The sequence below is a fragment of the Rhizobium sp. 05L429 genome (assembly GCF_056397645.1).
In genome coordinates, this window is record NZ_JBFTNV010000051.1 from 1 (window position 1) to 24,868 (window position 24,868).

Sequence of the window (24,868 nt, forward strand, 5' to 3'; positions counted from 1 at the left end):
GCGCCCGATGGCGGCGGCTACAGGTCGCAGGACTATGTCGCCCCGCGCACGCCGACCGAACAGGCGCTTGCCCGCATCTGGTGCGACGTGCTCGGCCTCGAACAGGTCGGCATCCACGACAACTTCTTCGAACTCGGCGGACATTCGCTGTCCCTACTCGAAACACACCTCCTAATTCAGAAGTCCTTCAACATTAAAAGCTCTTTACAAGAACTTTATTCGACGAACTCGCTTTCTTCTACCGCCTCGCTCCTAGAGGATTTAATGCTCTCGGGCTACACAACCGAACAGAAGGAAGAGATATTACGCGAACTTGAATCTCTGAGTGGAGATGAACTCAGGCGGGAGCTGACCCAATCGCTTTAACAAAATCTACGTCCGCTACTGATACCCGTTTCTCTACCAATATACAGGGACACCTAGAGCCTATACTTAGACAAACTAAACGGCCCGCTTATATAACGGGCAATTTGGCTGCTATACGGAAATCCACAAGCATTCGCCATGGAAGATGGAACTGAGATGTATCTCGACGAAGAAAGCGATAGATCAGAACCTCTATACGCTGTTGTTCGAAATTCTGAAGGCCAATACTCTGTTTGGTGGGCTCACAGAGAACTACCTCCTGGCTGGATTGCCACAGGATTTGTGTCTGCGCGAACGGACTGCTTGAAACATATTTCGGAAATATGGACGGACATGCGTCCTATTACACTCCACCAAGTCACTACCCCGAAATAACGTGGGCGACACAGTTTTATAGGCAGCCTCAGCCAAGACCCCGATCCGACTAAAAGATAGCGGCGCGGATTAGTTCGAAATGAATGCCCACCACGACTTACTGCGATGCTAACGTTCGATGTTTGATCGACGGACACTATGCAACCGCGCCTATGAATTGTTCGCCTTTTCAACTGATTTCGCGCCCTAGCGGCACCTGAAAGCAAGCGGTCGCTTGTTCCAACACCGCAACCCAGCAGTCTTTAAATGGTTCCGAAGAGCGTACTCTATTGGGCTTTACAAGCATGGCATAATTCACCAATTTTACTTGCAAGACACGACACTCTGTGTCTCCATCAAACTCCCTGTGAGCGCATAAACATGGCCTTTCACACGAGAGAACAGATGAGTTTGCTATCCCAACGACTTAAATATACGGACGCGAAGCTGAAAGAGCTAAAGTCCGCTCAAAAGACGGCAATTGCGGAAAGAAGGAAATCCGCAAAGGACCAGCGTGATGCACTCAAGCGCAAGCAGTTTCTTGTGGGCAGTATAGTTCTTGATAGAGTTCGGCGAGGCTTGTGGGACTATGAGGTATTCTTGAAGATGATGGATGAAGAATTGGTTCGGCCGGAAGATAGGAAGCTATTTGACCTTGATTGAGAGCGGCCATTCCTTTTTTTGAGCAATCCTCTGAACAAAGCCGAACTGGCTGCATCACCGCGGCTCAATCAATTATCCGAAACAGCTGCGAGAATAACGGTCGCCAATTGACAATGGCAATCGGATCGGATGAGGGCTACCGGCCGACCCCTTTTAGGCGCTTTCAAACCTGCACGCTAATTCATAATTTTGGCATGAACGAAGGGCATTCGTTCTCGACGAACCTCCGACCATCCAGAAATCGCCATTTGCCGCAGCCCCGGTTCGAGGAAGCTCGCTTGGCTATCCATTAAATCAGAATTCCTTTTGCTAAAGAGATGTAGGTCCGGCCTGGAGTGTTCGATCTAAGGGCTGTCATTTGAAAATTCCTCTATCAGTTCGCAGATTTACATTTCACGCGCCTTGCAATTTGCTCCGCTCTCCGCTTCCTTGCCGTACGAAAATGATCCGGGAGACACAGATGACGGAAGCCGAACGCGTCGATCAACTATTCGAGGCCTGGAACAATCAAGAGTCGCCCGGCTGCGCGGTTGCGGTCATACGCGATGGCGATGTTGTCTATAAGCGCGGCTTCGGCATGGCCAATCTGGCCCATGGCATCGCGATCGGGCCGTCCACTGTCTTTCATTCGGCATCCGTCTCCAAACAGTTCGCGGCATTTGCAATCCTGCTGCTGTCAGCCGAAGGAAAACTGTCGCTTGATGATGCCGTGCGGAAATACGTGCCCGACCTGCCTGATTTCGGCGCGCCGATCACCCTGCGACATCTGCTCCACCATACGAGCGGCATCCGCGATCATTGGGAATTGCTGGCCCTCGCAGGCTGGCGTTACTCCAGGGACTTGATCACCGACGACGACATCCTTGCCGTCGTCTCCCGCCAGCAGGATCTGAATTTCCAGCCGGGCGACGAACATCTCTATTGCAACACGGGTTATGCCTTGCTGGCGCAAGTCGTAAAGACGGTCAGCGGCCAGTCCCTGCGTGCCTTTACCTCGGCCCGGATTTTCGAACCCCTCGGGATGCGCAATACGTTCTTTCGCGACAACTATGCCGAGGTCGTCAGGGATGTCGCCGACGGTTATGTGGAGACGGAATGCGGAGTAGAGATCTCCAACACCAATTTCGACACTGTGGGCGCGACCAGCCTGCTGACGACAGTCGAAGATCTCGCGCTTTGKGACGAGAATTTCTACGATCCGCGTGTGGGCGGGCCTGATGTCATCGCAAAGATGCTCGAACGCGGGCGGCTGAACGATGGCAGTGAAATCGACTACGCCGCGGGCCTCGGCATCGGTACCTATCGCGGCATAACGATCGTCGAACATACCGGCGGCGATGCCGGCTTCCGCTCCGATCTCATCCGTTTTCCCGAGCAGCATTTCTCCGTGGCGATCCTCGCCAATTTCGGATCGATCATGCCCAGCGACCTCGTCCGACGGATCGCCGATATCTACCTCGCGGATGCATTGCAGCCGGTACCGGAGCCCACGCCGAACCCGTTCCCGCAGCCAGACGCGGATGCATTGGAACTGCTCACCGGCTATTACGCCGAGGATCGACTGGGCGGCCGGGTCGCCCGTCTCGCGACGCATGATGGAAAGCTGTTGGGCGGCTATGATATCGACTATGACGGCTATCCCCTCGAAGCAGTGGATGACCGTCGCTTCCGTTTCAGCGATTTCCCGAACAGCGAGATCGAGTTGGAGCAAGAAAAAGGTGGGGCGGCGACCGAACTGACGTCCTTCTTCGACGGCAAGCACGAATGCCTATATCGGCGAGTGCCGGCATTTACGCCTTCACCAACGGACCTTGCCGATTTGGCCGGCCCCTATCGTCCGGTCGAAAACGACATGCCCTATGAGGTGAACGTCACGGAGGCGGGTCTGGTGTTCAAATCGGCGAAGTCCCGAGAAATCACACTGACAGCCGTCGCTCCGGACCATTTTCTCGGTGATGGCGACCGGTTCACCTTCACGCGCGACGGAGACGGCCGGGTCACCGGCCTGCTGATGAACAGTGGTCGTACCCGCAATTTCCGCTTCGACCGGCTTTGATCTGCTCGCCTGTGATATAAAACCCTCCAACGCGAACTTGTAGAACGTTGCAGGATCTGCTTCCGCCTTGAAAGGGCCGAACCGCCACACCAGCTTCCACCTCCCAGAAACGCCACGAAAATCCGCGTCTGAGGCGTGGTGAAAATTGTTCAACGCAGGCTAGGCGTTGTCGCGTGCGCCGCGGCCGACAAGATCGAGAGCCCCAGTCCAGTCCTTAGCCGTGACGGACCAGTGGCCACCTGTGCCCTCTTGCCACGGCGGCTTCGCAGACCCTGCAGTTATTGCGGCAATCGGCATCGGTTGCATGGGTATACACATATGGTAATTTGGGATTGCAACAGACATGCAAAGATGTGGCGAAAATCCTACTAGCCCCGGAGTGTAACCCTTGAGAGTCCTTAGCTTGACATTGTTGATCCTCGCGATGGCGGCTGCTGCTTCCGCAAATTCGATTGAGCCTTCGCCAGCCCTGCCCACGCTTCCCGTATTCGTTCCGCCTACTGACTACAATAATTTGCCACCGCCGCCCCCCTCCGGCCCTGCACTCGACCAAGGGCCAGCTGACCCTCAGCCTTATGCTCCGGCCCAACAAGTCGACAATCCCGGACGGCCGTCGGATGCCCCAATCTACGAGAAAATAAATCCGAACACCTATCCCGCCACTACGATGCCGCCGATCCTCTATTAAGGCGCCGAAAAAGCGGACATGCGGAGTTGCATTCTGTAGCAGGACACGCCCTCAACAGACCTGTCCTGTAGCCCGTGACGCCCTTCGATGTGCTGGGATTGAGCATCGCTGCTACATCTGCAATCCCAAACTCCATGTGCGTGAAAGCGATCGTTTCAGCTCCATCCGCTGACTTAGCTGGGTCCGGTGACTGCGATCTGCAACGCGTTGTGGCCCGGCGGCCATCGAGCAAGCCGGCGGCTACGAGCACGAAGGTACCATTTCGAAGTGCAACATTAGATGTAGCCCCAATAGCCCGTATGAATAGATCGCCGATCGTTTTGCTGGAAACCGGTGTCAGTCCGCCCGTATCTACACCGAGACCAATTTGCGTCGACAAGTGAGCGCGTCGAATAGACTTTTAATTTTTGATTGGCAGGTATTTGGGCTTTAATACAATTGACTTTGGCCACATATACTTTTCTCTCCCTTCTATAATAACATCAGATATTTGTGCGGGAGGAATTAGCGAGCCCTTTTCGCATGATGTGCACAGTGCGCAGATTGATCCTGGGTATTGAGGTCGGCATGGCGGACGCAGAAACGAATTGGATTGATTTTTACGTTGCTTTGACACCCGTGGCGCAAACCGCGATCTGGGCCGGAGTTTCGATGGTCGTACTCGTCACATTGAGGCAACCACTGAAGGACCTTGCCGAGGAGTTCGTGCGGCGTGTCAATCAGGGTGATGCAATAACTACGCCTTGGCTCAGTTTGGAAAGGTCGGAAAGAGAGCGCACAGTCGTCGAACAAGTCACCAAGAACATCAGAGCCGAAATCCTTCCGGCTGACCCGGCAAAGGCGCCTTCCAGAGCGAATTTCGATGAAGCCGAGCTCGATACACTTTTGCGAGACGTCAATGAGCGATTTGTCACCCTCTTGTTTCCAGCCATTGATTTTCCAAGCCGAAGGGAAAGCGACATACGTGTAGAGCTTTACATGACCGAATGGACGACGGTCTCGGCTTTCCTAAATGACGCGTATGGGGCCGCAACAGGGGAAGGGATTGAAATCCCCATCTGGACATATGGGAGATATTGGCAGCTTCGAAATGCGAGGACCAATGAGGTTTTGAAGAAGAAGAAGCTAGGAGTCGAAATAGATGGCAGGCCTTTTGATATCTTCGATGTGAGGCCTGGTGACACCTTGGTGGCGGAGAGAATCCGATCTTGAATTCAATGGTGATTTGCTTCGATTAAGAGAGCTTTTGATTACTGAGGACACATCGGTGGAAAATGATAGCCGGCAAGCGCGCCACTTCATAGCCATAACCGCCTTCCTAGAGCGTTTCATGTTTTGACGGAAGCGTATCCGGCGTTGGCGAGATAGTTGGAGCATTCGCCGGGATTGATTGTAGTCACGAGCGAGCCAATGTGACGCCATATGTCCTCGATGGCTCGCTTTTGAGCCTGCCGCATCCGGTGTTTGATCTCAGCGAATGCCTGTTCGATGGGATTGAGGTCTGGAGAATAGGGCGGCAGGAACCAAAGCCTTGCGCTTGCAGTCCTGATGATCTGCCGGATGGCCGYGGACGTGTGTCTGCCGAGGTTGTCCATGATAACGATATCGCCGGGCTTGAGGACAGGCACGAGTTGCTGCTCGACATCGGCTCGGAAGCATTGCCCATTGATTGGACCACCGAAGACGCAGGGTGCGGTCAGCCGATCGCAACGAAGGGCACCCAGGAATGTCAACGTACGCCAGTGACCCTGTGGGCAAAAGCACGCAGGGACTTGCCCTTTTAACCCCAGCCCAGTAACGGCGTCATATTGGTTTTGATCCAGGTCTCATTAATGAACACCAGCCGTTCGGGATCAAGGTCGCCTTGCCATGTCTTCCATCGCAAACGCCGGCGGGCGATATCGTCGCGAGCCTGTTCAAGGGCGAACAGCGTTTTCTTTGAAGCGAAGACCTTCGCGCCGGATGAACTGCCACACTGCATTATGGGAAACAGTCACTCCTGCGCCGCAAGTTCGGCCTTTAAGCCGGGCGTGGCAATGAAGCAGGCAAGCGGCGGCATGCCGATGAACGATCAGGCGAAGTGTTCCGGCCACTTTCTTGCGGCGTGAAAGATGGTAATGATCTCGACCCGCTCACGGAGACGATAGACCGCGATATAAGGTGTCCCGGAGACAACCAGTTCGCGCGTCGATTCATCGCGACCCGGGCGACCCATCTTCGGGTGATAGGCGAGCGCCGACACTGTCTCGACGATCCGGCGAACGACGTTTTCTGCCGAACGGGGACTGTCGAGCACGATGTAGGAACCTATATCGTCAAGATCCTGCAGCGCCGTTTTCGTCCAATAAATTTCATCCATTCGGAATGAATTTTTGGATGACTGCTTTTACGTCTTCAGACGAGGCAAAGCGTCCCGCATCGGCGTCCTTCAGCCCGGCCTTGATTTTTTCGGCCTGCCACGCGCGAACATCCGCCGTCGCGTCCTGCATGGGCGGGAAAGTCGCATCATCGAAGGATAGGGGCTTCCGGTTCGTGCTCATGGACGCAGTATCGCAGATTTCGACCTCCATCGGCAACAATTTTCCGGCCCTCGCGCAAGCATTCTGGATCTCGTCAACGAGGTGATCGAGATCGCTCTGGCGCGTGATCGTAAAGGACCAGCTTTCGAGATTCGTGCCAGGTTCGAACTGATCGAGATGACTGAGCATCTTCAGGAGCGTTTCCTGCGTCAGGTCGTCGACGTCGGTCGCACTTTTGGCGAAGCGCCGCGCAAAGCTTCAAAGCGCAGGAAGAAGTTTGATGATCTCAGCTTCCAGTGCGGCACGCGGGGCAGTCGACATCGCCCAATCTTCCATTGCGGTAGAGAGGCAATGAGCGCTGCGCGCCAATGTTCCAGCCCGCCCTCTTGCGTACGGTATCGTACAGTCACGCTAAGCCGTTGGAGGGCGGGACGGATGGGAACCGTTGATCGATGTGCACCTCCTTCAGGCCGGCACACGCCTGAGACTTGCCGGCACCGCGCAGTATAGTTGATTGAAGGGTCAAAGGGGAGGTGCCTCCGCCGCGCGGCCCATGCTGCCTAAACTTCAGCGACACTAAAGGTTCCGATCAAATCTTGCCTCTGGCGGCAAAAACCAGAACCGTCAATTGGTCGAAATTGCGAACTCCCTGGCGATAAAGTTCGATTGTAATCGCACCTGCCCGGGATGTTTCTTCGTCATCCTCTAGGAGCTGGAATTCCGCCTTCACCGCCTCCAAGACCTGTTGGCAGACGTCAAGGCCTGATCACGCTCGCTTATTTGACGTGCGCTCATTGGCTCCTCCGATCATCGAATAATGATTCGAGATATAGAATGAAGCGTGATTTTCAAGAGTAAGCAGAGGCCCGGCCCCGACGTGGCGACCGGGCGTCCTCGGTTGCCATGTCGGGGCTGACGGTGGCGGGGTTGAGTACGCTTATGTCCGTTTATCGTCAATCACCCGGCCGCTCATTCATTGGGGCGGCTTTTTGGTTTCTGCATGCCGGAGCGAACGCGCGCCGGTTAAATCGCATGGCATTGAAACGGCAAGGACTTGGCACCTGCGGATGAGGTTTCAATGAACCGCGAAATCGCAGTGCTCGTGACTGAAAGACATCAGACGATCGGAAGAGAAGTCCGACGTGAGCCGAGCTTCGATGCATCGCCGCATCGATGAGATTGTCGAGCGGGTAGGGAGGTTGGAAACGAGTGTCGTGTCCTTCCTGCAKGATGACGTGACGAAGATGAAGCCGGTCACAGATGATGTGCGCCGGGAGAAGCTCTTGGGCCTCGTGGCGCTCGGCGTCATCGGCTTCGGCGGCATCGCGATGGTCGTGACTTTGCCGACGCCATCCGCCGGTTGGGTGCCGTGGTCCATGGGCGCTAGTCGCGCCAATCATTATTGTGACGGCAGCCATTCCCGAGCGAAACCTTCCTGGAGCAATCTGGCCCCGACCTCTTCCCCGTTCGTTCGCGAGCGGTCGATGCTTCGGCGGCCGTCATAACCCTTGATTTCGATCCGCAGGCCGCGTTCCTCCAATAGCTCTTTCAACCTGCCCTTGGCGATCGGGGCCAGCTTCCAGGAGCTGCCATGAATTCTATGTTTAGCCACCGCTGGAAGGTGACTGCGACGAGCAGACTGACACTTGTGATAGTTGGCCTGGCCATCGGATTGGCCGCCCTAGCGGATCGTGCACGACGCACCGAAGCAGAAATAGTACCGATTTCCAGTATCAGCCGTGGAATTCCATCAGGCAGACTAACGCTCTATCCTGTAGGTTGGCGGCAACGCCAGTCTACGCGCTCCCGCCGACTTCGCTATCTTCATCCAGCATGTGCACCGGCCAATAGGTGTCCTTCTCCATCCCTTCCCGGACGACATATCTGATCGAGTGTTCTCGTGTCAGCGCGAGCTCGCCGCACAGGTTTCGGATTGCCTCTTCCGTATACTCAACGACGGCGATCGATCCGGTGTTCCGAACCAGCAGAGCGTTGCGTCGCTGTATGATCTGCAAATCCCGGTGGAAATGTCCTCTATCGGCTTGGCGGCGTCTTCGAGAAGGCTCGCTATGTCAACGGTGTTGAAGACGACGGTCTCCTGTCCGAGCAGATCGGACACCAGCCGCGCGCTGTCGTGATCGTTGACGCCGAAGACCTGCAGCACGCCAGCGTTTGAGAGAAACGTGCCGGCGCGCTGGCCATATGGTCGCGGATTGGGCGTGAAGGTCGCGCGAATGGCCAGCCAGGGCGTTCGAGAGGTCGTATCGCTGAATCCGCTTCGGCTGGCTTTAGTGAGGAGCTGGCGCGAGGCTGTGGAAGCTCTGTGGCAGTGAGTGCCGTCAGAACTGGTCGCCCACCTGGGATTCCCGCCCGGGTCATGCCGTCGTTCGGACCATCGCGAAGGTTGGTATGAGACGAATGCGATACACATTTGCATGGACTTAAGTCCCATTGTTCGAGAATTGTAGACGTCACAAAATAATCGTGAAACTCGAGGTTTTCGTAATTGCAAAATCAGAAATTACCCCTCATGAATGCAAAAATTGACAATGGGGGTATACTTTATTTATGGGTTCACCACTCAGCTTCCGCGCAATTTCACTGTTTGTCGCGGCCTCGATCATGGCGGCTCCAATTGGAGCGAATTCCAACGAAATCAGCAATGGTCCCGCCGCGTCGGGCTTGGCATCGAGTGCGGCCAACCAGCTCGGTAATAGCAGCCCTCGGCCCAGCGACCAGGTTGATCGCACGGTCGACCATCCGCAGCCGCTTCAACAGGTCGATCCGGACGCTTCGCCTGACGCTCCTGCTGGAGCGGAGAAGAAGGAAGCGACAGCTGCTGCAATTTTAGCCGAAAGTGGCGCCACTCTTTCGGAGGTTCTGACTGTCGATCAACAAAAGGAAGACAGCAGCAAACGCTCGTATCAGCCCCGCTTCAGCTCGAGCGGCGCCTATATAGAGAATATTCAGATACAGGCTCCTGACTTCCACGCAATTAAACCATCATTGGCACTGACATACTCATCATCCTCCGGGATCAGCTCCGATCTTCTGTCTGGCTGGACAGGTCAGGGATGGACCCTTTTCGGTCTTCCGGAGATTCATCGCCAGGGCGTGACGGGCGGTACTCCCACTTTCGGGGCTACCGATACTTACCAGATTGATGGTTCCGACATTGTTTCCTGCAATAGTGCCCCCACTGCCGCATCATGCGTCGCCGGTGGTACGCATGCTGAAAAAATCGAAAACTATCAGAAGATTCAGTTCCAGAACAATGTCTGGACGATCACATCGACAAACGGCCACAAAAGGATATTCAGACCGATTTCGTTCTGGGGAACGACCACGGACCCGAGCGATTCCAATCCTGCGCTGATCAGGGACAGCTACCGATGGCTTCTCTCCGAGCAGGTCGATGCGAATGGAAATACCGCCCAATATACGTATGAATGCACGACATTACCCGCCTGCTACCCGAAGGAGATCTCGTACGGGGCGTTCAAGATCACCTTCCTTTCCGACACCTACGCGAACTATCTGACCAGGGCCACGGGAAGAGGACTTGCGAAACTCGACCGTCGCCTCAGGCGCGTCGACATTACGAGTGGCATCAGCCCCATTCGGACCTATGCGCTCAACTACGAAACGAGCCCAAGCTCGAGTTTGCAGCGCCTGGTCGAGGTGCGCGAATATGGACGAGACCGCGTCATCAATGCAGACGGCACCGTGACCGGCTCCTCCAGGCCGCCCTATCGATTTACCTATAGCAACAATACGATAAGCCTCCAGCCTTCGCAGTTCCAGGTGCCTGTGCAGTTGGGCAGGGAATACCTCTTTCCCGGGGACTTCAACGGTGACGGCCGCTCCGATTTGCTGTCGGTCGTCTCGTCGGGATACACCACCAGCCAACAATGCTCGGTGAGCGTCTATCTCTCGAATGGAACCTCCTTCGTAAAGCCTGCAATCACGCCACCCGAGCCGAGCGGCGCCTTTGGATGCGCGTATACGGGCAATAGCGGCGTTCAAGTGGCCGACCTCGATGGCGATGGAAACAGCGATTTTGTCGTGTTTCTATTTCGAAACAAGACGTTTACGATTTATTTGACCCGATTGAACGCCGACAAAACCGCGATCAGTTTCGCCAAATACACGATCGGTTCCAGCGTCCAGAGCGGTATATTCGATACCGGGAGTGTCGATCGGCTGGCAGACATTGACGGCGACGGAGCCACCGAGCTGATCTTGTCCGCGCCGCTGAAGGTCTATGACTGGAATGGCAGCTCTTTCAGCGCAACCGATCTACCTTTCTCGATGGTGCTCGGATCCTCGATTCATGGCAACGGCGACATGAATGCGGATGGCAAGGATGACCTTATCGCGGGCAGCCAAGGTTATAGCAGCAACAGGTACAACTATTCTTTCACGAGATACGCCGGTCTGAACACAGCCACCGACGGCCTTGCCGGCACTTCGCTGACGGCGCCCCCGTTTTACACGTCGGTTTGGAGCCAGGCTGACATCGACGGCGACGGCACCTCCGACACGCTGCAGTATAACATCCTCACCTATTCCGAGGTCGAGTATGACCATAGGGCCGGCCCCATCAACACCTATCTATCAAGCGGCCCGGGACTGAAGTCACAATCCGTTCTCGCGTCGCAGACGATTTGCCCTCGCATGCCGGGCGAATTCGATCCTGACACCTACCTTCCGAGTTACATCGCACTGATCTGCAATATTGCCACCCTGGACTTTACCGGTGATGGCAGAGCGGACATCGTCGTGTCGACGMCGACCGATGAAGGTGGCAACAAAACGCCGATCGAAATTTTCGCTCCACTCGGCGGCGACCAATGGAAGCGCACGACCCTCGGGGCTGATTCGATCTACACCTTCGGCGATTTCAACGGTGACGGGCTGCAGGATGTTTTGATCGCCGGCGAGGTGTACTATTCGTTCTACTACCCAAGCGGCAAAGTGCTGTTGGCGGGCGGTTCGAAACCGGATCTGCTGAAGTCGGTGACGCGGCCGACAGGCGGGACGACTGAGATCGAATATGCGCCCTCTTCCCGATGGGGGCTGACGGCCGGCACACGCATGCCTTTCGTGACCCAGACCGTGTCTGCGATCGTCGATAAAGATGGACGGGGCGGAACCTCTCGGGTCGAATATAGCTATCGCGGAGGGCGCTACGACTATAAGGAGCGCAAGTTCCTCGGTTTTTCAGGGCTCCAGGCGAAGCTACCCTGCGCCTCGGGTGAGACCGTCTGCCCGTCGATAGACGTGACATTTAGTCAGGCTTACGCAGCGCTCGGAACCCCGATCCGAACCGAATCCCGGGACGGATCGGGTACGGCGAGAAGGACAGTCACGGAAACGTACGAATTTTCGAATTCCGTCTTGCCATACTCCGCGCGGAACATCGCCACCGAGACGATGATCACCGACGACGCGACGGTGACGCTGCGCAAGGAGCGGGTTTTCGACAGTTACGGAAATGTCGTCGACCTGAAGGACTACGGCCGCCAGGACCTGTCCGGCGACGAGACCTGGGCGACAACGACCTATGCACCGAACACGTCCGCCTATATCGTTGCGCTTCCGGCGAGCAAGCGGGTGCGTTCGGGCAGCTTCGATGCGGCAAGCGCCACCACGCTCTCCTACCAGACCTTCGTCTACGATGCTGCGGCCGAGGAGACGGCAGCACCCGTCAAGGGCAACCTCTCCCAGAAGCGCAGCTATTTGCGCGTCGATACCGATCCGGCATTCTACAAGGAGCAGTATGGCTATGACGCCTATGGCAACCGGATCCTTGCGGCCGACGATCTCGGCAACAAAAGCGAATGGGACTTTGATGCGTCCTATCATCTTTATCCGGTAACAGAGCGCAGCCCGAGATACTTCGCCAATGGCGGCCAGCCTGCCGACGCGCGCTTCGTGTCGACGACGGCATACGATACCGTCTGCGGCAAACCGTCGACAAAGACCGACCCGAACGGCATCGTTGAGACCTATAGCTACGATGCCTTCTGCCGCCCCTATGGCTATAGTCATTCGGGCTCGGGTAAATACACCAGCACCCGCTATGAGAACGAAGGCAATCCGTCGCAGCAGGTCGTCGTCGTAGCCGAATCCTTGTCGACCGGATCTGGGGAAAGCTACAAACGTACCTATTACGATGGTCTTGGTCGCAATTGGAGGGTGGAGACATCGGGTGACATGTCGATCGGGCCTGCCCGTGTCACCGACACGGGATACGATGCCCGTGGCAACGTCAGCCAGACTTCTGTCGTGCGCTTTGTAGGAGAGTCTGCACAGTGGACGGTCAACAGCTATGATGCGCTCGACCGCATCACGAAGAGCGTCAATCCCGACAGCACCCAGAAGCTCTATCAATATGCGGTGCAGACGGCCGCAATTGCCGGCACCAGCAATGTTCCGGTAGCCCTGACAACGATGACGGACGAGGAGAACCATCCCCATCGCAACTATGCCGACAAGGATGGCAATGTGATTGCGCTGCAATCGCTGCTCRGCGCAAACTGGCTGACGGAGGTGCGCTCCTACGACGCGCTCGGCCGTCTCCTGAAAGTGCGCGATCCTGGTGGGGCTCTCTGGTCCTATACCTATGACCTGCTCGGCAACCGCACCGTTGCCGTCGATCCCGATCTAGGCCGCTGGATCTACGCCTATGATCGCGCCAATCGGCTGATCCGCCAAGGCGACGCACGTGGTGCGCTCACCTTGTTCACCTACGACCAGATGGGCCGCGTGCTTCAGAAGTCGGTCACCGTGCAGAGCGGGCAGCCGGTCACGATCGTTGCAAGCAACACCTAYGATGAGGCCGGCACCGCGCCTTCGCACAATATCGGCCTGCTGACCACGGCGGCAAACGACAATGCCAAGGTAACGACGACCCGCTATTACAATGGCACCGGTGACAAGGTCAGGACCATCACGACGATCGATGGCGTGGCCCAAAACACCACCATCGATCATAGCCGCACGGACAAGAAGACGGCGATCTACTTCGCACCGGATCTGTGGGTCGGCAGGATATCCGACCGACCGTGGCAGTATAACAGCGCTGATCTGCTCACCAATGTTCCCGGTCTGATCTCCGCGATCACTTATGAGGCCGACGGCCAGACGAAGTCGATCACCTATATCAATGGCGTCACGACCACCTTCACCTATTCGCCGACCCGGCGATGGATGACGCGTCTGACGACGACCAAGGGCACCACGGTCCTGATGGACAATCAGTATACTCGCGACAATGTCGGCCGCATCAAGACCATCACGGGGCTGACCGCCAATGATAATTGGACCTACAGCTATGACGATCTCGGTCGTTTGGTGAGTGTCGACAATGGCGGCGACAACACTCTCGACGAGACCTACACCTACGCCGACAACCACAATCTGCTGTCACGCACAAGGATCGGCGCCTACGCCTATCCGGCGTCGACGGCGGTGCGTCCGCACGCGGCAACGCAGATCGGTGCAAAGATCATCACCTATGACGCCAACGGCAACATGGTCTCGGACGGCACCCGCACTCTGACCTGGGATGCGGAAAACCACCTGTCGACCGTAACCCAAGGCGGCAGTACGGTGACTTTCCTCTACGGTCCTGGTGGAAACCGGATCAAGAAGATCTGGGCCTTCGGCACCACACTCTATCCCAACGCCGACGTCGAGATCGACCGATCGACGCCGGGCACGGATCTCTACACGGTCTACCCGCATCCGGACGCCAAGATCGTCGCCAATCTGTCGACCGCCACCAAGAGTGTCTTTATCCTGCATCGCGATCATCTGGCTTCGGTCAGGCTGGTGACGGGGGCACCCAACGGCAATATCGTCGAGCAGACAGGCTATGCCGCCTTCGGCGAGCGCACCAACACGACGATGCAGACAGGAAAGGGCTATATCGGCGAACGCTTCGATCCCGAAACCGGGCTTATGTATCTGAATGCGAGGTTTTATGACGCAACATTCGGCAGGTTCGTTCCGGCCGATGACGAGGGGGCGGCTCATCGTGGCGAAAGCTCGCCGATCCTGTCTCCGCCCGCTTTTAAAGCGCCTACATCCGTTCCTACAAGCGTTCGCTGATGACGGACGTCAAAGCTCGATTGGTCGTCGCAAATCAATTCCTTTCATAAGGATCGAATCTACAATGAATGTTTTCCTCAGATGGTTCCTCGCCCGCGCCATCAGCATATTGATGGTCGCCACAATTTTCACCGTTACTACGGGAGCCAATGCCAACGCCCGCTTCATCTCGCCGGATGACTGGGACTCCGTGAAGGAGGGCGTTGGAACGAACCGCTACGCCTACGCTCAAAACGATCCCATCAATAAAAGCGACCCAAATGGACACTTCGCCTGGTTAGCCATTCCAGCAATCTTCGCATTTTTCGGAATGACCCAGTACGCCAACGCTCCATCAAAGGGTGACGAGGTCAAATCGCTAGGTGAGGGCCAAATGCTCGCCAAAGGGGCTACCGCGGCTGCAGTTGGCGTTCCGGCTGCCAGCGTTGTCGGACGCGCTGGGATGCGAATGTTTGCAGCAAATGAGGCAAACGTTAAGGACGTCGAGCGCGCTGGCCAAGCGTCCCAAAATATCGATCGCGCCTCACAGGCTAATGGGATCCGATATGACGCCACCAACGGTCCTGGGCCATTGGGACAGAAAGTCGCCGAGACTTTTCGCGGTGGTTCCTACACACAGGAGGTCTTGCGGCAAGAGACGACCTATTATCGCGCTTACGGTGGAAGTGCTGGGCAGGTTGGTTCCTATTGGACGACAGTTCGTCCATCAGGCCCACTGCAAACAACGCTGGACAGCGCATTGAATCCGGCCTGGGGAAATACCGCCCAGAACGTTGCAACCATTCGCGTTCCGGCGGGGACCACTGTATATACCGGAGCGGCGGCGCCGCAGTCTCTGGCAGGGGGCGGACAATTGCTTGGCGGTGGCCCGCAAGTATTCATTCCAAACGTAAGCTCGAGCTGGCTCGTTCCGTGAGGACTTTGTCGATGAGTTTTGAAACGACTATTCGGAAATGGTTCACGATCCATGTCGGCGGCAGCCTCGTGCTTCCTGATGGATGGTATGGACGCCCTTACGACAATCAACAGACATTGGTGTCCATTTCCGAGGAACCACGACGCCTTACGCTGGTTCTTGCCTCACCATCCGTTTCGTTGAGCTTCGAAGGATTGAGATCAATCAATGAAGGGATCGACGAAATCGTCTTCGCCAGTTTCGACAAGCTGGTGTTCGAAAGTGAAAATACAGGGACGCGAGTTTACTCGAACGGTATCGTCAAGGTCGTTTCGGCACCGGGACAGGCGTAGCTACCCGCATCTGGCAGCAGGGCACCCCAGAGTCTCGATCGTCTCAGCACGATCGACTTAGGAGCCCGCGGCATGAGGCGGGAAAACATGTTGCAACGCTGCATGCGCCATCGTGGATATGCGTGCATAAGTTGTACAGGTCGGACTCCTCCTCAAACGTAGTCGTTCGACAATCTGCGGGTGCGATGGATTTGGTATTGCTATGAGGTCTCTCACGCATATCGCGGTGATGGCGTTTCTATTTTGCCTTTCGGCCAGCACCGTCAGGTCAGATGACATGAATGCTGATACCGATAATTTGAAGCGCGCCGTTGTCTCACTATTTTCCCAATCCGGTGATCTGTTCGACGTTAAAATGGCGGTCGATTCATTGGTCGACACGACGACGAATATCGGCGACGTCGGCGCGAGGGTCGATTATATGGTCGATGTCGTGAAAGCCATGGCAGGCGACGATGCGCAAAGTGCGACCCTACTCACGGCGTTGAGGCGCTATCTCTACGAGAGCGGTCCCTGGAACGATCATAAGCCGTACCAGTACGATCTGGACGACCCGCTCGGCACCAAACCCGAAAATCGCCTACTTGAACATTACCTGATCACACGTCGCGGCAATTGCGTTACCATGCCGATGCTGATGGTTATTGTTGGAAAGCGCCTCGGCCTTGAGATGACACTGGCTGAAGCCCCGTTGCACGTTTTCGTCAAGTATACCGATGACGACGGAACGGTTTGGAATCTGGAGGCGACCAGCGGCGGCGGTTTTACGCGCGATATTTGGTACAGAAAGCACCTGCCTATGTCTGATAGAGCTATCGCGAATGGCCTCTATCTCCGCGCGCTATMTCGCGAAGAGACGAAAGCACTGGCTGCATCCCTGATCGTTGATCACGAACTCGAAGCTGGGAGAACAGAAAACGCAATCGCGGTGTCGGACGTCATACTTCAGCACTATCCATCCTTTGCATATGTACTGGTCAAAAAGGGCACTGCGTACGCCTTGCTGATCAGGCGCGAACTGGCCGACAAATACGATCTCGTTGAAGACATCCCTGCCGAAGTGCGAACGAGGGCCGATGAATGGCTAAGGCAAAATAGGTTGGCGTTTGCGCATGCAGAAGCGTTAGGCTGGTCTGCTGCGAACGAGGCGCCACGATAACGCAGAAATCTCGCCCTCTTCGACCCAAGTCGCCTATGCCCGACAAGGAACCAGAATGTGATGCACCGCGGCGGCACGGGGACATCTTTTTCAAGCCTCGAATTCAGCAGCTGAGCGGCCGAGCGATTGTCCGTTGCACTCCACTCAAGCCTCGGGCGATAACCCGCCATCCAAAGGCAACGCCGCGTGCTCGGTCCGCTTCGTCGGGCATCGAGATCGAAAGTGCCGCCTGTCGAGCGTGCTGCGGGTTCCCGGCTTACGTAGTTGTTGATGCTTATCGGGAAAACCTCCTGTGGATAGAATTACGATCGTAAATGCACTCCTGGCCGCCGAGGTTGTAGTAATCGTTCGTCTTTTCTTCTCATGATTCCCGCTGCAGCTAGGACCAACCATGACGTTCGACATGTTTCGTGATCTGTTCGATTGGTGGACCGGGGTCGTGAGGCAACATATTGCACTCAAGACGGTGCCAAACCGTCACCCGGTCGTTGAAGTGGCAAGGTCGAACATCTTCGTTCGCTCGTCAGGGGACCGACTGATCGCGATTGACACACCCGAAGCCATGGCGAAGGCGGTCGGCGCAGGCCCATGCACCCTGTTGCTTCACGATGACCTTTACATCCGCCGTCAACTGGCATCCACACCGCTGCCTTACAGTCGGGCGAGAGACATGGCGGCGGCCGACCTTGTCGGTCAGACGCCATTCCATCCCGACACTGTCTATACGCTGCCGGTGGCTGACAGAGATGGCTCCTGGACTTACCTGGTCGTCAAGAAGCGCTTTCTCGAACCGCATATCGACGCGCTGCTGTCGGCAAGGGCGAAGGTTTATTCCGTCAATATCAAACCCGCAGGAAGCGACAGGCTTTCCCTTACGCGACGGAGCCTGAGGGAGGTATTTCGAGGCAGGGAGGGGTCGACCGAAAGATCACAGCTATATCCGATCGTGCTCGGCACCCTGATCGCAGGCAGCATCCTGACCTTTGCACATGCGACCCTGCGCTATGACAACGCACTTTCCGCGCTCGAGGCAGACACCGTGGGACAACGTGAGGATGCCGCCAAAGCCCGCGCGATCCTCGACAAGAAAGCGGCAACAGAAACAGCGATTTCCGTGGCTATTCGTCGCAAACAGGAGGCAGTACCCGTCACCCTCCTATGGGAGGAACTGACCGCACGCCTTCCGGACGGAGCCTGGCTCACGGATGTTTCCATCGACGACGGGAGGGTCACGATTTCCGGGTTTGCCCAGTCTGCCGCAGGCTTGATCGAACCGCTGGATGCGTCCACTCTGTTCAGCGAACCAACCTTTTCGGCCCCGGTCTTGCGCATGCCCGGCAGGGATGATGAACATTTCGAGATGCGCCTGAAGGTCAGTCGAGAATGACCGAGCTCCTGATCCGGCTGATGAACTTGCCGAGGCGAACGCAACAGGCCGTCGCGATCGGCATGCTGGTGCTTGCCGTTCTTCTGGGCGGCTGGCTGATAACGCTTGCCGTCGGCCGACTCAGTGCTCAGGCAGAGGAAATCACCGAAAGGCGCATAGAGCTCGGCCGATTGGACGCATTGCTGGCGAGGGTGTCTGCCGACAATGCTGTTGCTCAAACCGCTGGTACGGCCAAAGAGGCTTTGTATCTTCCCGGCGATACATTGGCGGTTGCACGCGCAAGGTTCCAGGAGCGCATCAACGCCATTGCAGCCCAGAGCGGGGCGACAGTCATTTCGATCAACGGTTTGTCGGACACGGTACCCGACGGCGTCCCTCTTATCGGCGCCGTTACGGATATTCAGGGAAGTCTCTCGGCAGTGCACGCCATGCTGCTGCAGATCGAAACGTCTACACCTCCACTGGTGGTCCGAAAGGCATCCATTCGAAACACCGCAATGCTCCAGCAAGGCGTGCTCCAAGAGCCGCTTCAACTGGCGGCAACATTGGAAATTTTCGGTTCCGGCGATCCGGTTTTGATTCCATCGAAGGCAGTGGCGATAAAATGAGCTTGCAACGCACTCGTTTCACCATTCTAGCTTTGTCGGTAACTGCCATCCTTGCGCTCGGCGCTGGCAATCTCCTGCTGAGCGAGATGGCCGTCGACATCGCGCCGATTGCCGGTGCACCGCTCTCACAGGCGAAAGCAGAGACACAAGCAGCGGCCAAAGGCGACGACGCAATCCTCCAGCCCAGCCAAGGTTCCGAAGCCCTGTCCCGCCCGCTCTTCAGCCCGACGCGCCGGGAATACGAACCGCCGCCGGTGCCCGTCACTCCGTCGTCGGCCGAGATCGCGCCGCTCGTCCAACCTGCCGTCGTGCCGATCCCCTCCTTTCGGTTGAGCGGCATCCGGCACATGGGACCTGAGGCGGCCGCGCTCCTGTCGGTCTCTCTCGATAAAAAGGCAGAATGGTCACCGGCCGGTGCGATCGTCGAAGGATGGACAATCGAACGCATCGATAGCCATAGCGTCGCCCTTCGCTTGGGCGATCAGTCGACCGTCATCGACCTCTACAGCCCGGAGAACGCGCATGCGCCGGGCAATTAGGATCGTTTCGTCACCGCAAGACGAGGAGGGTTTTGCCCTTGTGGCTGTTCTAGGCTTCCTGCTCCTGTTTGCCGCCCTACTGTTGCCCTTTGCCTCCTCCGCCCGCCTTGCCGCTCTGACCTCGAGCCACACATTCGAGCAGGCCCGCCTTACCCATGCAGCAGAGGCCGTCAATCTTTATATCGCCGGCAAGGTCGGCTCCGACGCTCTCATCACGCAGGCGCTCGAACAAGCCTCCGAGCAGCAAGGCGTCTCATGTCGGGTCAAGGGTCTGACGATTACGATCCGGGCGCTCGACCATGCCGGTCTCATCGACCTCAATGTCGCCGGTCAGGACATGATCGCCGTGGGCCTCACTGCGGTCGGCTTGGATGAAGGGCAGGCAAGCGGGATCGCGCGATCGATCGTCCTCTATCGCGCTCGCCAGGCAGGTGCCGGCGATGCCGATGCCCTTCAGCCGGAATTCGGTTTCAAGCATGGTCCAATTGAAGACACGGTCGAACTCCTCGATTATGCGGCATTGCGGCAGGTTCCCCCGCAAAAGCTCGCTGAACTCTTCACCGTCGACAGCCGCAGCGCGCTGGTGGACGGGACGGTTTCGCCGCGGCAGTTGCAGCCCTTCTTGCCCGCCGCCGTCAAGCGCTCCGTACCGCGACCTACCCGGTCCGAGACCTATACGCTGATGAGCAGGATCGAACATCATGGCGAGGCCGGAAGCGATGCCAGGATCGTCGCCACGGGTCACTCCAAAGGCCGCAAAACGACGGACCTGCCGCTCGACCCGGCACCAGGCGCACCTGTCGACTGCAGCGCCTTCCTCGGGTTGGAACTTGTCTCTTGGCTCAATCGGATCACGTAAGAAATGAACACGATAGAGCTTTTCGAGCGGTTTCTTGGTGATCTTGTTGGTCGCGGCACCGTGGCGCCTGAGGCGATGCAAAGGGTAAGGGCCGCGCAGCGCCAGACCGGCCAGCCAGTGGATACTGTCATGCGCGAGCTAGGAATTCTCCCGGAAATGGCGATCGCGCGGGAGCTGGCTCGGTTTTGCGAACTCTCCGTCATCTCCGAATGGAGCGCAGACACCAGCGCCGATCGACTCGAACAGCTCGGCTGGGAATTTGCTACCGCCAGGGCGATCCTGCCGCTCGGACTGAACGGTTCTGCTCTTGAACTTGTCATCGCCGATCCCTTCGACAGCGCCGCCACCGAAGCGGTCGAATATCTGTTTGAGCTGCCGGCCCGCGTGAAGATCGCACCGAGAAGCTTGATCGAGGAGCAGATCGGCCGCCTGAAGCAGCAGGCCAACAAGGCCCCGGACGAGATGATCGATGAGGGGGTCACCTCAGATGTCGATCTCGAGCGCCTTCTCGATATTGCCCGCGATGCGCCGGTGGTCCGCTTCGTCGCCAGGATTGCGCAAAAGGCGATCGACGAAAAGGCGACCGATATCCATCTGGAGCCGCAAGCCGATACGATGCGCGTGCGCCTGCGCCGAGACGGTATTCTTCTGGAGACCGAAGCCGCGCCGAAGGCTTTGCATACCGGCGTCATCAGCCGCCTGAAGATCCTTGCCCATCTCAATATCGCCGAACGCCGGCTGCCGCAGGATGGGCGGCTGCGCCTGGCCATCCGCGGCCAGGAGGTCGACTTCCGACTGTCGGTCGTTCCGTCGGTCCATGGCGAGACTGCAGCATTGCGCATCCTCGACCGCGAGAACATCAAGCTCGAATTGCCTTCACTCGGATATGATGCCGCCTCGATCGGCCAGATCGACAGTCTGACACGGCGCTCGAACGGCCTCGTGCTTGTGACGGGTCCCACCGGTTCGGGCAAGACGACGACCCTTTATTCGATCCTTTCCGTGCTCAATCGACCGAGCGTCAAAATCTTCACGGTCGAGGATCCGGTCGAATATCGCATCGACGGGATTACGCAGTTGCAGATCGATCCCTCGATCGGGCTCACCTTTGCAACAGCCCTTCGTTCGGTCCTGCGCCAAGACCCCGATATCGTGCTTGTCGGGGAAATTCGTGACCGTGAAACGGCCGAGATCGCAATCCAGGCGGCCCTGGCCGGACGCCTCGTTCTGTCAACGCTCCATACCAACAGCGCGATCGGCGCATTCAACCGGCTGCGGGATATGGGTGTCGAGCCGTTCCTGCTGGCTGCGACCATGCGTGGTGTCATCGGCCAACGCCTCGTCCGACAATCCTGCCAGGACTGCCTGGATGAGGCTGAATCCACCGGCTGCCCGACATGCCTGGGCGCCGGCTTCAAGGGGCGGCGGGCGACCTATGAAATCCTCGAAGTGTCGGAAAAGTTCAAGCAGATTCTTCGCGACAGCGATGTCGAAGAAGAGCTTGAGGCGGCCGCCATGATGCAGGGAATGGTGCCGTTGCGCCAGCACGGACAGGTCCTCGTCGCCCAAAAGCTCACGACCATCGAAGAGGTCCTGCGCGTGATCGATATGGATTAGCTCGATGGCGAGATTTGAGTATTCAGCCTTTGCCGCCAATGGCAGGAAGATATCAGGGACAGTGGAGGCAGCCGATATCGCGGACGCGCGTCGAAAGCTCCAGGCTCCCGGCGTGATGATCGGCGATATCCGGCCTCTCGGCGTCAATGGGCGGAGTATTTCTTCCCGGTTGCCAAAACTCGGTGAGCGCTTCGACCAGGTGGGCTTCTTTTCGAACCTCGCGGTTCTGTCGACGGCCGGCCTTACCCTTGATCAGTCGCTACGCGCGCTCAGGGCCGCCGCCTCGCGCCGGAGCGAGCGCGGCAGGCTCGATGCGATGATCGAGCGGCTGTCGGCCGGCACCAGCGCCGCCTCGACCTTGGCGCTGATCGATGACATCGGCGCGGACGTCCTTGCGCTGATTGCAAGCGGCGAGAAAACAGCGCGGCTTGCAACGGTACTACCTGCAATAGCGTCCGACCTCGAGCGGCGCAGGGACCAGCGCAAACAGCTCGTTGACGCGCTGCTTTATCCGGCTTTTCTGCTCGTCATGATGGTCATTGCCCTCGGCGTCGTGACGTTCGTCCTGGTTCCAGCACTCGAACCCGTTTTCGATGGATCCGGCAGACCCCTGCCATTTCTCATCGCCGTCCTGTCGTTTGCCGGGAAAATGCTCTCAGATCCAACCGTGCTTGCAGCCGGCTTCGGAGCGATCCTGATCCTTGTGATCCTCTCGCTTACCCAGGCCAGGGCCATTGTCGGGCTCGCATCGGCAGCGCTGATCAAAATGCCCGTCTTTGGTCCGCTGATGATCAAGGCGGCGCTCGCGCGTTATCTCCAGACGCTGTCCTTGCTCCTCGACAACGCTGTCGCGATGCCCGAGGCGCTTTCCCTTGCGGCGGACGCTTGCACGATTGTAAGCTATCGCCACAGGCTCTCGGTCATGCGCGAAGCGGTGATTTCCGGCAGACGGCTTGGCGAGGCATTTGCAGATAGTCGGCTCTTTCCCGCAAGCATCGTCTCGCTTGCCGTCGTCGGGGACGAGGTCAACCGGCTTGCACCGGTTCTTGCCAATGGCTCCAACATTCTGCGCCACGAGGCCGAACGGACGCTCGACCGGCTTCTGGCACTGCTGACGCCCACGATCACCATTCTTCTCGGCATGCTTGTCGGCGGGTTGGTCATATCGGTGATGACAGCGCTTCTGAGCATCAACGAACTGGGGGTCCAGTGATCGACAGGCGCCCTGTCTCAGCATGCTCCGAAGCGGGCTTCAGCCTGCTGGAAATGCTGGTCGTACTCGCGATCCTCGGGATCATGATGGCCCTTGTCCTGCCGCAGTTTTTGCGTTCGAACACGACGTCGCCACGAAACGTTGCGCTACAAATTGTGGAAAAAGCAAACCTCGCACGCCTGGCTGCCATCAAGAGCGGGGCCGAAACCAGGCTACTGATCGATGCAAGCAGGCGCAGCATTGGCGCCAGCGTCGGCGGCGAAACTATTCTCGTCCCGCCTTCGATCGGCCTAGAAGCAACCGTCGGCAAGAGCTCCGGCACCACGATCACCAAAGGTAACATCCGATTTCTGCCTGACGGAAGTTCGTCCGGCGGCGAGGTTCGGCTTTCCGGCGAGCAGGCAAGCCCGATCAAGGTCAGGATCAACTGGTTGACCGGATCGGCCACGATCGTGTCGCAATGACGGGTGGCGCGAACACGCAGGCAGGCTTCACCCTGCTCGAAATGATCGTCGCCTTTCTCATCCTGTCGATTTCGATGGCAGTCGCGTCCCAGACCCTATCGATCGCGGTCAGCAGTTACACACGCGCAGGAGAACGCCAGACCATGCTTGAACTCGTCGAGTCGCTGAAGGCCGAAACGGTTCCGGCAATGGCGCTCGCTCACTCGGCTCACCGACAGGGCGAGGCTGACAGCCTGCAGTGGACGATCGACCTGCTTTCTCCGCCCCAGGCTGAGAGCCAGGCTGATCGCGAGGCATTCGCCATCATCAGTATCGCCGGCGGCAAGGAAAAGCTCAAACTGAGTTTTCTCGTCACGGCTTCGGTTGGCGAACCAGCGCCATGAAGCCGAATATCCCACTTGCCGATCGAGAGGGCGGTTTTTCGCTGGTCGAGATGCTGGTGACGCTGGCCCTGCTTGCGGCGCTTTCGACCATCCTGCTTGGCGCTGTCGCGCAATTTCGCCCGCTCGGCAATCTCGCCGAGAGCGCTAATGGCAGGATAGAGCTCGCGACCGCCACAGCATTCCTGCAGAAGACGGTCGAGGATGCAAGAAATCTCTACCTGCTGAACGCACCGCCGGAACAACGTCACGCCTTCGAAGGCGCGGCCCGATCGATGCGGTTTCCGACGATCTTGCGCGTCGGCTCCGATCAGCTTGCGTTGCGCGACATCGCGATCGTGGAGGGTGAGAGCAACGGATCGCTTTCCGTCGTTCTTGAAAATTCGCCGCGACGGTTCTCGGCCGGCTCGCTTGCAAGCGAGCAGTTTTCAGTGATCGACAATATCGAGGATTTCAGCTTTCAGTTCCTTGATGCACCGCAGGCAGAAGCTGCCGATCCGCCGACATGGCGCGCCGAATGGCCATATCCGGAACGGCTGCCCTATGCGGTCAAGATCACCCTGCGGGCCAAACGCGGTCAATCGGAGATCTCGGTCACCAGGATTGCCTTTCCCGGAAGGGGTTCCTGAC

General features: G+C 57.5%; 20 protein-coding genes and 3 pseudogenes. 19 read left to right on the forward strand and 4 right to left on the reverse strand.

The window, feature by feature from the left end:
• From AC1DNW_RS33730 to AC1DNW_RS33750, 5 genes are all read left to right on the forward strand, one after another.
• A partial coding sequence (locus tag AC1DNW_RS33730) for a phosphopantetheine-binding protein (RefSeq protein WP_477855566.1) occupies nt 1–366 on the forward strand: 366 nt, incomplete at its 5' end.
• A gap of 156 nt (nt 367–522) precedes the next feature.
• Nucleotides 523–741 carry an MbtH family protein gene (locus AC1DNW_RS33735; RefSeq protein WP_477855590.1) on the forward strand — a complete coding sequence of 73 codons (219 nt, stop codon included), beginning with the start codon at nt 523–525 and terminating at the stop codon, nt 739–741.
• A 384-nt stretch (nt 742–1,125) separates the two neighbouring features.
• Nucleotides 1,126–1,383, forward strand: a complete 258-nt coding sequence (locus AC1DNW_RS33740) for a hypothetical protein (protein ID WP_477855567.1) — start codon at nt 1,126–1,128, stop codon at nt 1,381–1,383.
• 460 nt (nt 1,384–1,843) lie between these two features.
• Nucleotides 1,844–3,439 (forward strand): serine hydrolase domain-containing protein, encoded by a 1,596-nt coding sequence (locus AC1DNW_RS33745; RefSeq protein ID WP_477855568.1) that lies wholly within the window; start codon nt 1,844–1,846, stop codon nt 3,437–3,439.
• A 1,255-nt stretch (nt 3,440–4,694) separates the two neighbouring features.
• Complete coding sequence (locus tag AC1DNW_RS33750; RefSeq protein ID WP_477855569.1) at nt 4,695–5,339, forward strand: hypothetical protein; 645 nt, start codon at nt 4,695–4,697, stop codon at nt 5,337–5,339.
• A 116-nt stretch (nt 5,340–5,455) separates the two neighbouring features.
• On the opposite strand, the pseudogene AC1DNW_RS33755 reads toward AC1DNW_RS33750, so the two are convergent.
• The 3 genes and pseudogenes from AC1DNW_RS33755 to AC1DNW_RS33765 form a co-directional block, all read right to left on the reverse strand.
• Nucleotides 5,456–6,127: pseudogene (locus tag AC1DNW_RS33755) on the reverse strand (IS630 family transposase); the annotation flags it as partial.
• 71 nt (nt 6,128–6,198) lie between these two features.
• A complete protein-coding gene (locus AC1DNW_RS33760) occupies nt 6,199–6,486 on the reverse strand; it encodes a type II toxin-antitoxin system RelE/ParE family toxin (RefSeq protein WP_477855570.1) in 288 nt (95 codons plus the stop codon).
• Nucleotides 6,479–6,892, reverse strand: a pseudogene (locus AC1DNW_RS33765) (sigma factor); the annotation flags it as partial. The gene AC1DNW_RS33760 and the pseudogene AC1DNW_RS33765, both read right to left, overlap by 8 nt.
• A gap of 896 nt (nt 6,893–7,788) precedes the next feature.
• Between AC1DNW_RS33765 and AC1DNW_RS33770 the strand changes: the two are divergent.
• Nucleotides 7,789–8,151, forward strand: a complete 363-nt coding sequence (locus tag AC1DNW_RS33770) for a DUF1515 family protein (RefSeq protein WP_477855571.1) — start codon at nt 7,789–7,791, stop codon at nt 8,149–8,151.
• Nucleotides 8,152–8,660: 509 nt separating this feature from the next.
• Here AC1DNW_RS33770 and AC1DNW_RS33775 read toward each other — a convergent pair.
• Nucleotides 8,661–8,849: pseudogene (locus AC1DNW_RS33775) on the reverse strand (TraM recognition domain-containing protein); the annotation flags it as partial.
• 419 nt (nt 8,850–9,268) lie between these two features.
• Between AC1DNW_RS33775 and AC1DNW_RS33780 the strand changes: the two are divergent.
• The 13 genes from AC1DNW_RS33780 (at nt 9,269) to AC1DNW_RS33840 (ending at nt 24,867) form a co-directional block, all read left to right on the forward strand.
• Nucleotides 9,269–14,764 carry a toxin TcdB middle/N-terminal domain-containing protein gene (locus AC1DNW_RS33780; protein ID WP_477855572.1) on the forward strand — a complete coding sequence of 1,832 codons (5,496 nt, stop codon included), beginning with the start codon at nt 9,269–9,271 and terminating at the stop codon, nt 14,762–14,764.
• A gap of 64 nt (nt 14,765–14,828) precedes the next feature.
• A complete protein-coding gene (locus tag AC1DNW_RS33785) occupies nt 14,829–15,680 on the forward strand; it encodes an RHS repeat-associated core domain-containing protein (RefSeq protein WP_477855573.1) in 852 nt (283 codons plus the stop codon).
• A gap of 11 nt (nt 15,681–15,691) precedes the next feature.
• Nucleotides 15,692–16,012 (forward strand): hypothetical protein, encoded by a 321-nt coding sequence (locus tag AC1DNW_RS33790; RefSeq protein WP_477855574.1) that lies wholly within the window; start codon nt 15,692–15,694, stop codon nt 16,010–16,012.
• Between the two features lie 277 nt (nt 16,013–16,289).
• On the forward strand, nt 16,290–17,171 hold the full coding sequence (locus AC1DNW_RS33795; protein ID WP_477855575.1) for a transglutaminase family protein: 882 nt from the start codon (nt 16,290–16,292) through the stop codon (nt 17,169–17,171).
• Between the two features lie 391 nt (nt 17,172–17,562).
• Nucleotides 17,563–18,558: a PilN domain-containing protein gene (locus tag AC1DNW_RS33800; protein ID WP_477855576.1), complete on the forward strand. Its 996-nt coding sequence runs from the start codon at nt 17,563–17,565 to the stop codon at nt 18,556–18,558.
• Nucleotides 18,555–19,166 (forward strand): type II secretion system protein GspM, encoded by a 612-nt coding sequence (gene gspM / locus AC1DNW_RS33805; RefSeq protein WP_477855577.1) that lies wholly within the window; start codon nt 18,555–18,557, stop codon nt 19,164–19,166. The genes AC1DNW_RS33800 and gspM overlap by 4 nt, the downstream gene beginning before the upstream one ends.
• Nucleotides 19,163–19,705, forward strand: coding sequence for a hypothetical protein (locus tag AC1DNW_RS33810; RefSeq protein WP_477855578.1), 543 nt, complete (start codon nt 19,163–19,165; stop codon nt 19,703–19,705). The genes gspM and AC1DNW_RS33810 overlap by 4 nt, the downstream gene beginning before the upstream one ends.
• The gene (locus AC1DNW_RS33815; RefSeq protein WP_477855579.1) at nt 19,689–20,564 is read left to right on the forward strand and encodes a hypothetical protein; all 876 of its coding nucleotides are present in this window, start codon (nt 19,689–19,691) and stop codon (nt 20,562–20,564) included. Before AC1DNW_RS33810 ends, AC1DNW_RS33815 begins: the two co-directional genes overlap by 17 nt.
• Before the next feature lie 3 nt (nt 20,565–20,567).
• Nucleotides 20,568–22,181 carry a GspE/PulE family protein gene (locus tag AC1DNW_RS33820; RefSeq protein WP_477855580.1) on the forward strand — a complete coding sequence of 538 codons (1,614 nt, stop codon included), beginning with the start codon at nt 20,568–20,570 and terminating at the stop codon, nt 22,179–22,181.
• 4 nt (nt 22,182–22,185) lie between these two features.
• Nucleotides 22,186–23,394 carry a type II secretion system F family protein gene (locus AC1DNW_RS33825; protein ID WP_477855581.1) on the forward strand — a complete coding sequence of 403 codons (1,209 nt, stop codon included), beginning with the start codon at nt 22,186–22,188 and terminating at the stop codon, nt 23,392–23,394.
• On the forward strand, nt 23,391–23,858 hold the full coding sequence (locus AC1DNW_RS33830; RefSeq protein ID WP_477855582.1) for a GspH/FimT family pseudopilin: 468 nt from the start codon (nt 23,391–23,393) through the stop codon (nt 23,856–23,858). The genes AC1DNW_RS33825 and AC1DNW_RS33830 overlap by 4 nt, the downstream gene beginning before the upstream one ends.
• A complete protein-coding gene (locus tag AC1DNW_RS33835; protein WP_477855583.1) occupies nt 23,855–24,241 on the forward strand; it encodes a prepilin-type N-terminal cleavage/methylation domain-containing protein in 387 nt (128 codons plus the stop codon). The genes AC1DNW_RS33830 and AC1DNW_RS33835 overlap by 4 nt, the downstream gene beginning before the upstream one ends.
• Complete coding sequence (locus tag AC1DNW_RS33840; protein WP_477855584.1) at nt 24,238–24,867, forward strand: prepilin-type N-terminal cleavage/methylation domain-containing protein; 630 nt, start codon at nt 24,238–24,240, stop codon at nt 24,865–24,867. Before AC1DNW_RS33835 ends, AC1DNW_RS33840 begins: the two co-directional genes overlap by 4 nt.
• Nucleotide 24,868 lies beyond the last annotated feature (1 nt).

Excerpts from the sequence above, each read along its gene's own strand:
- AC1DNW_RS33815 (WP_477855579.1), top strand. The coding sequence starts at position 19,689 with ATGCGCCGGGCAATTAGGATCGTTTCGTCACCGCAAGACGAGGAGGGT.
- AC1DNW_RS33835 (WP_477855583.1), top strand. The coding sequence starts at position 23,855 with ATGACGGGTGGCGCGAACACGCAGGCAGGCTTCACCCTGCTCGAAATG.
- AC1DNW_RS33735 (WP_477855590.1), top strand. The coding sequence starts at position 523 with ATGTATCTCGACGAAGAAAGCGATAGATCAGAACCTCTATACGCTGTT.
- AC1DNW_RS33760 (WP_477855570.1), bottom strand. The coding sequence starts at position 6,486 with ATGGATGAAATTTATTGGACGAAAACGGCGCTGCAGGATCTTGACGAT.
- AC1DNW_RS33750 (WP_477855569.1), top strand. The coding sequence starts at position 4,695 with ATGGCGGACGCAGAAACGAATTGGATTGATTTTTACGTTGCTTTGACA.
- AC1DNW_RS33785 (WP_477855573.1), top strand. The coding sequence starts at position 14,829 with ATGAATGTTTTCCTCAGATGGTTCCTCGCCCGCGCCATCAGCATATTG.
- AC1DNW_RS33820 (WP_477855580.1), top strand. The coding sequence starts at position 20,568 with ATGAACACGATAGAGCTTTTCGAGCGGTTTCTTGGTGATCTTGTTGGT.
- AC1DNW_RS33740 (WP_477855567.1), top strand. The coding sequence starts at position 1,126 with ATGAGTTTGCTATCCCAACGACTTAAATATACGGACGCGAAGCTGAAA.
- gspM (WP_477855577.1), top strand. The coding sequence starts at position 18,555 with ATGACCGAGCTCCTGATCCGGCTGATGAACTTGCCGAGGCGAACGCAA.
- AC1DNW_RS33800 (WP_477855576.1), top strand. The coding sequence starts at position 17,563 with ATGACGTTCGACATGTTTCGTGATCTGTTCGATTGGTGGACCGGGGTC.
- AC1DNW_RS33810 (WP_477855578.1), top strand. The coding sequence starts at position 19,163 with ATGAGCTTGCAACGCACTCGTTTCACCATTCTAGCTTTGTCGGTAACT.
- AC1DNW_RS33825 (WP_477855581.1), top strand. The coding sequence starts at position 22,186 with ATGGCGAGATTTGAGTATTCAGCCTTTGCCGCCAATGGCAGGAAGATA.
- AC1DNW_RS33840 (WP_477855584.1), top strand. The coding sequence starts at position 24,238 with ATGAAGCCGAATATCCCACTTGCCGATCGAGAGGGCGGTTTTTCGCTG.
- AC1DNW_RS33790 (WP_477855574.1), top strand. The coding sequence starts at position 15,692 with ATGAGTTTTGAAACGACTATTCGGAAATGGTTCACGATCCATGTCGGC.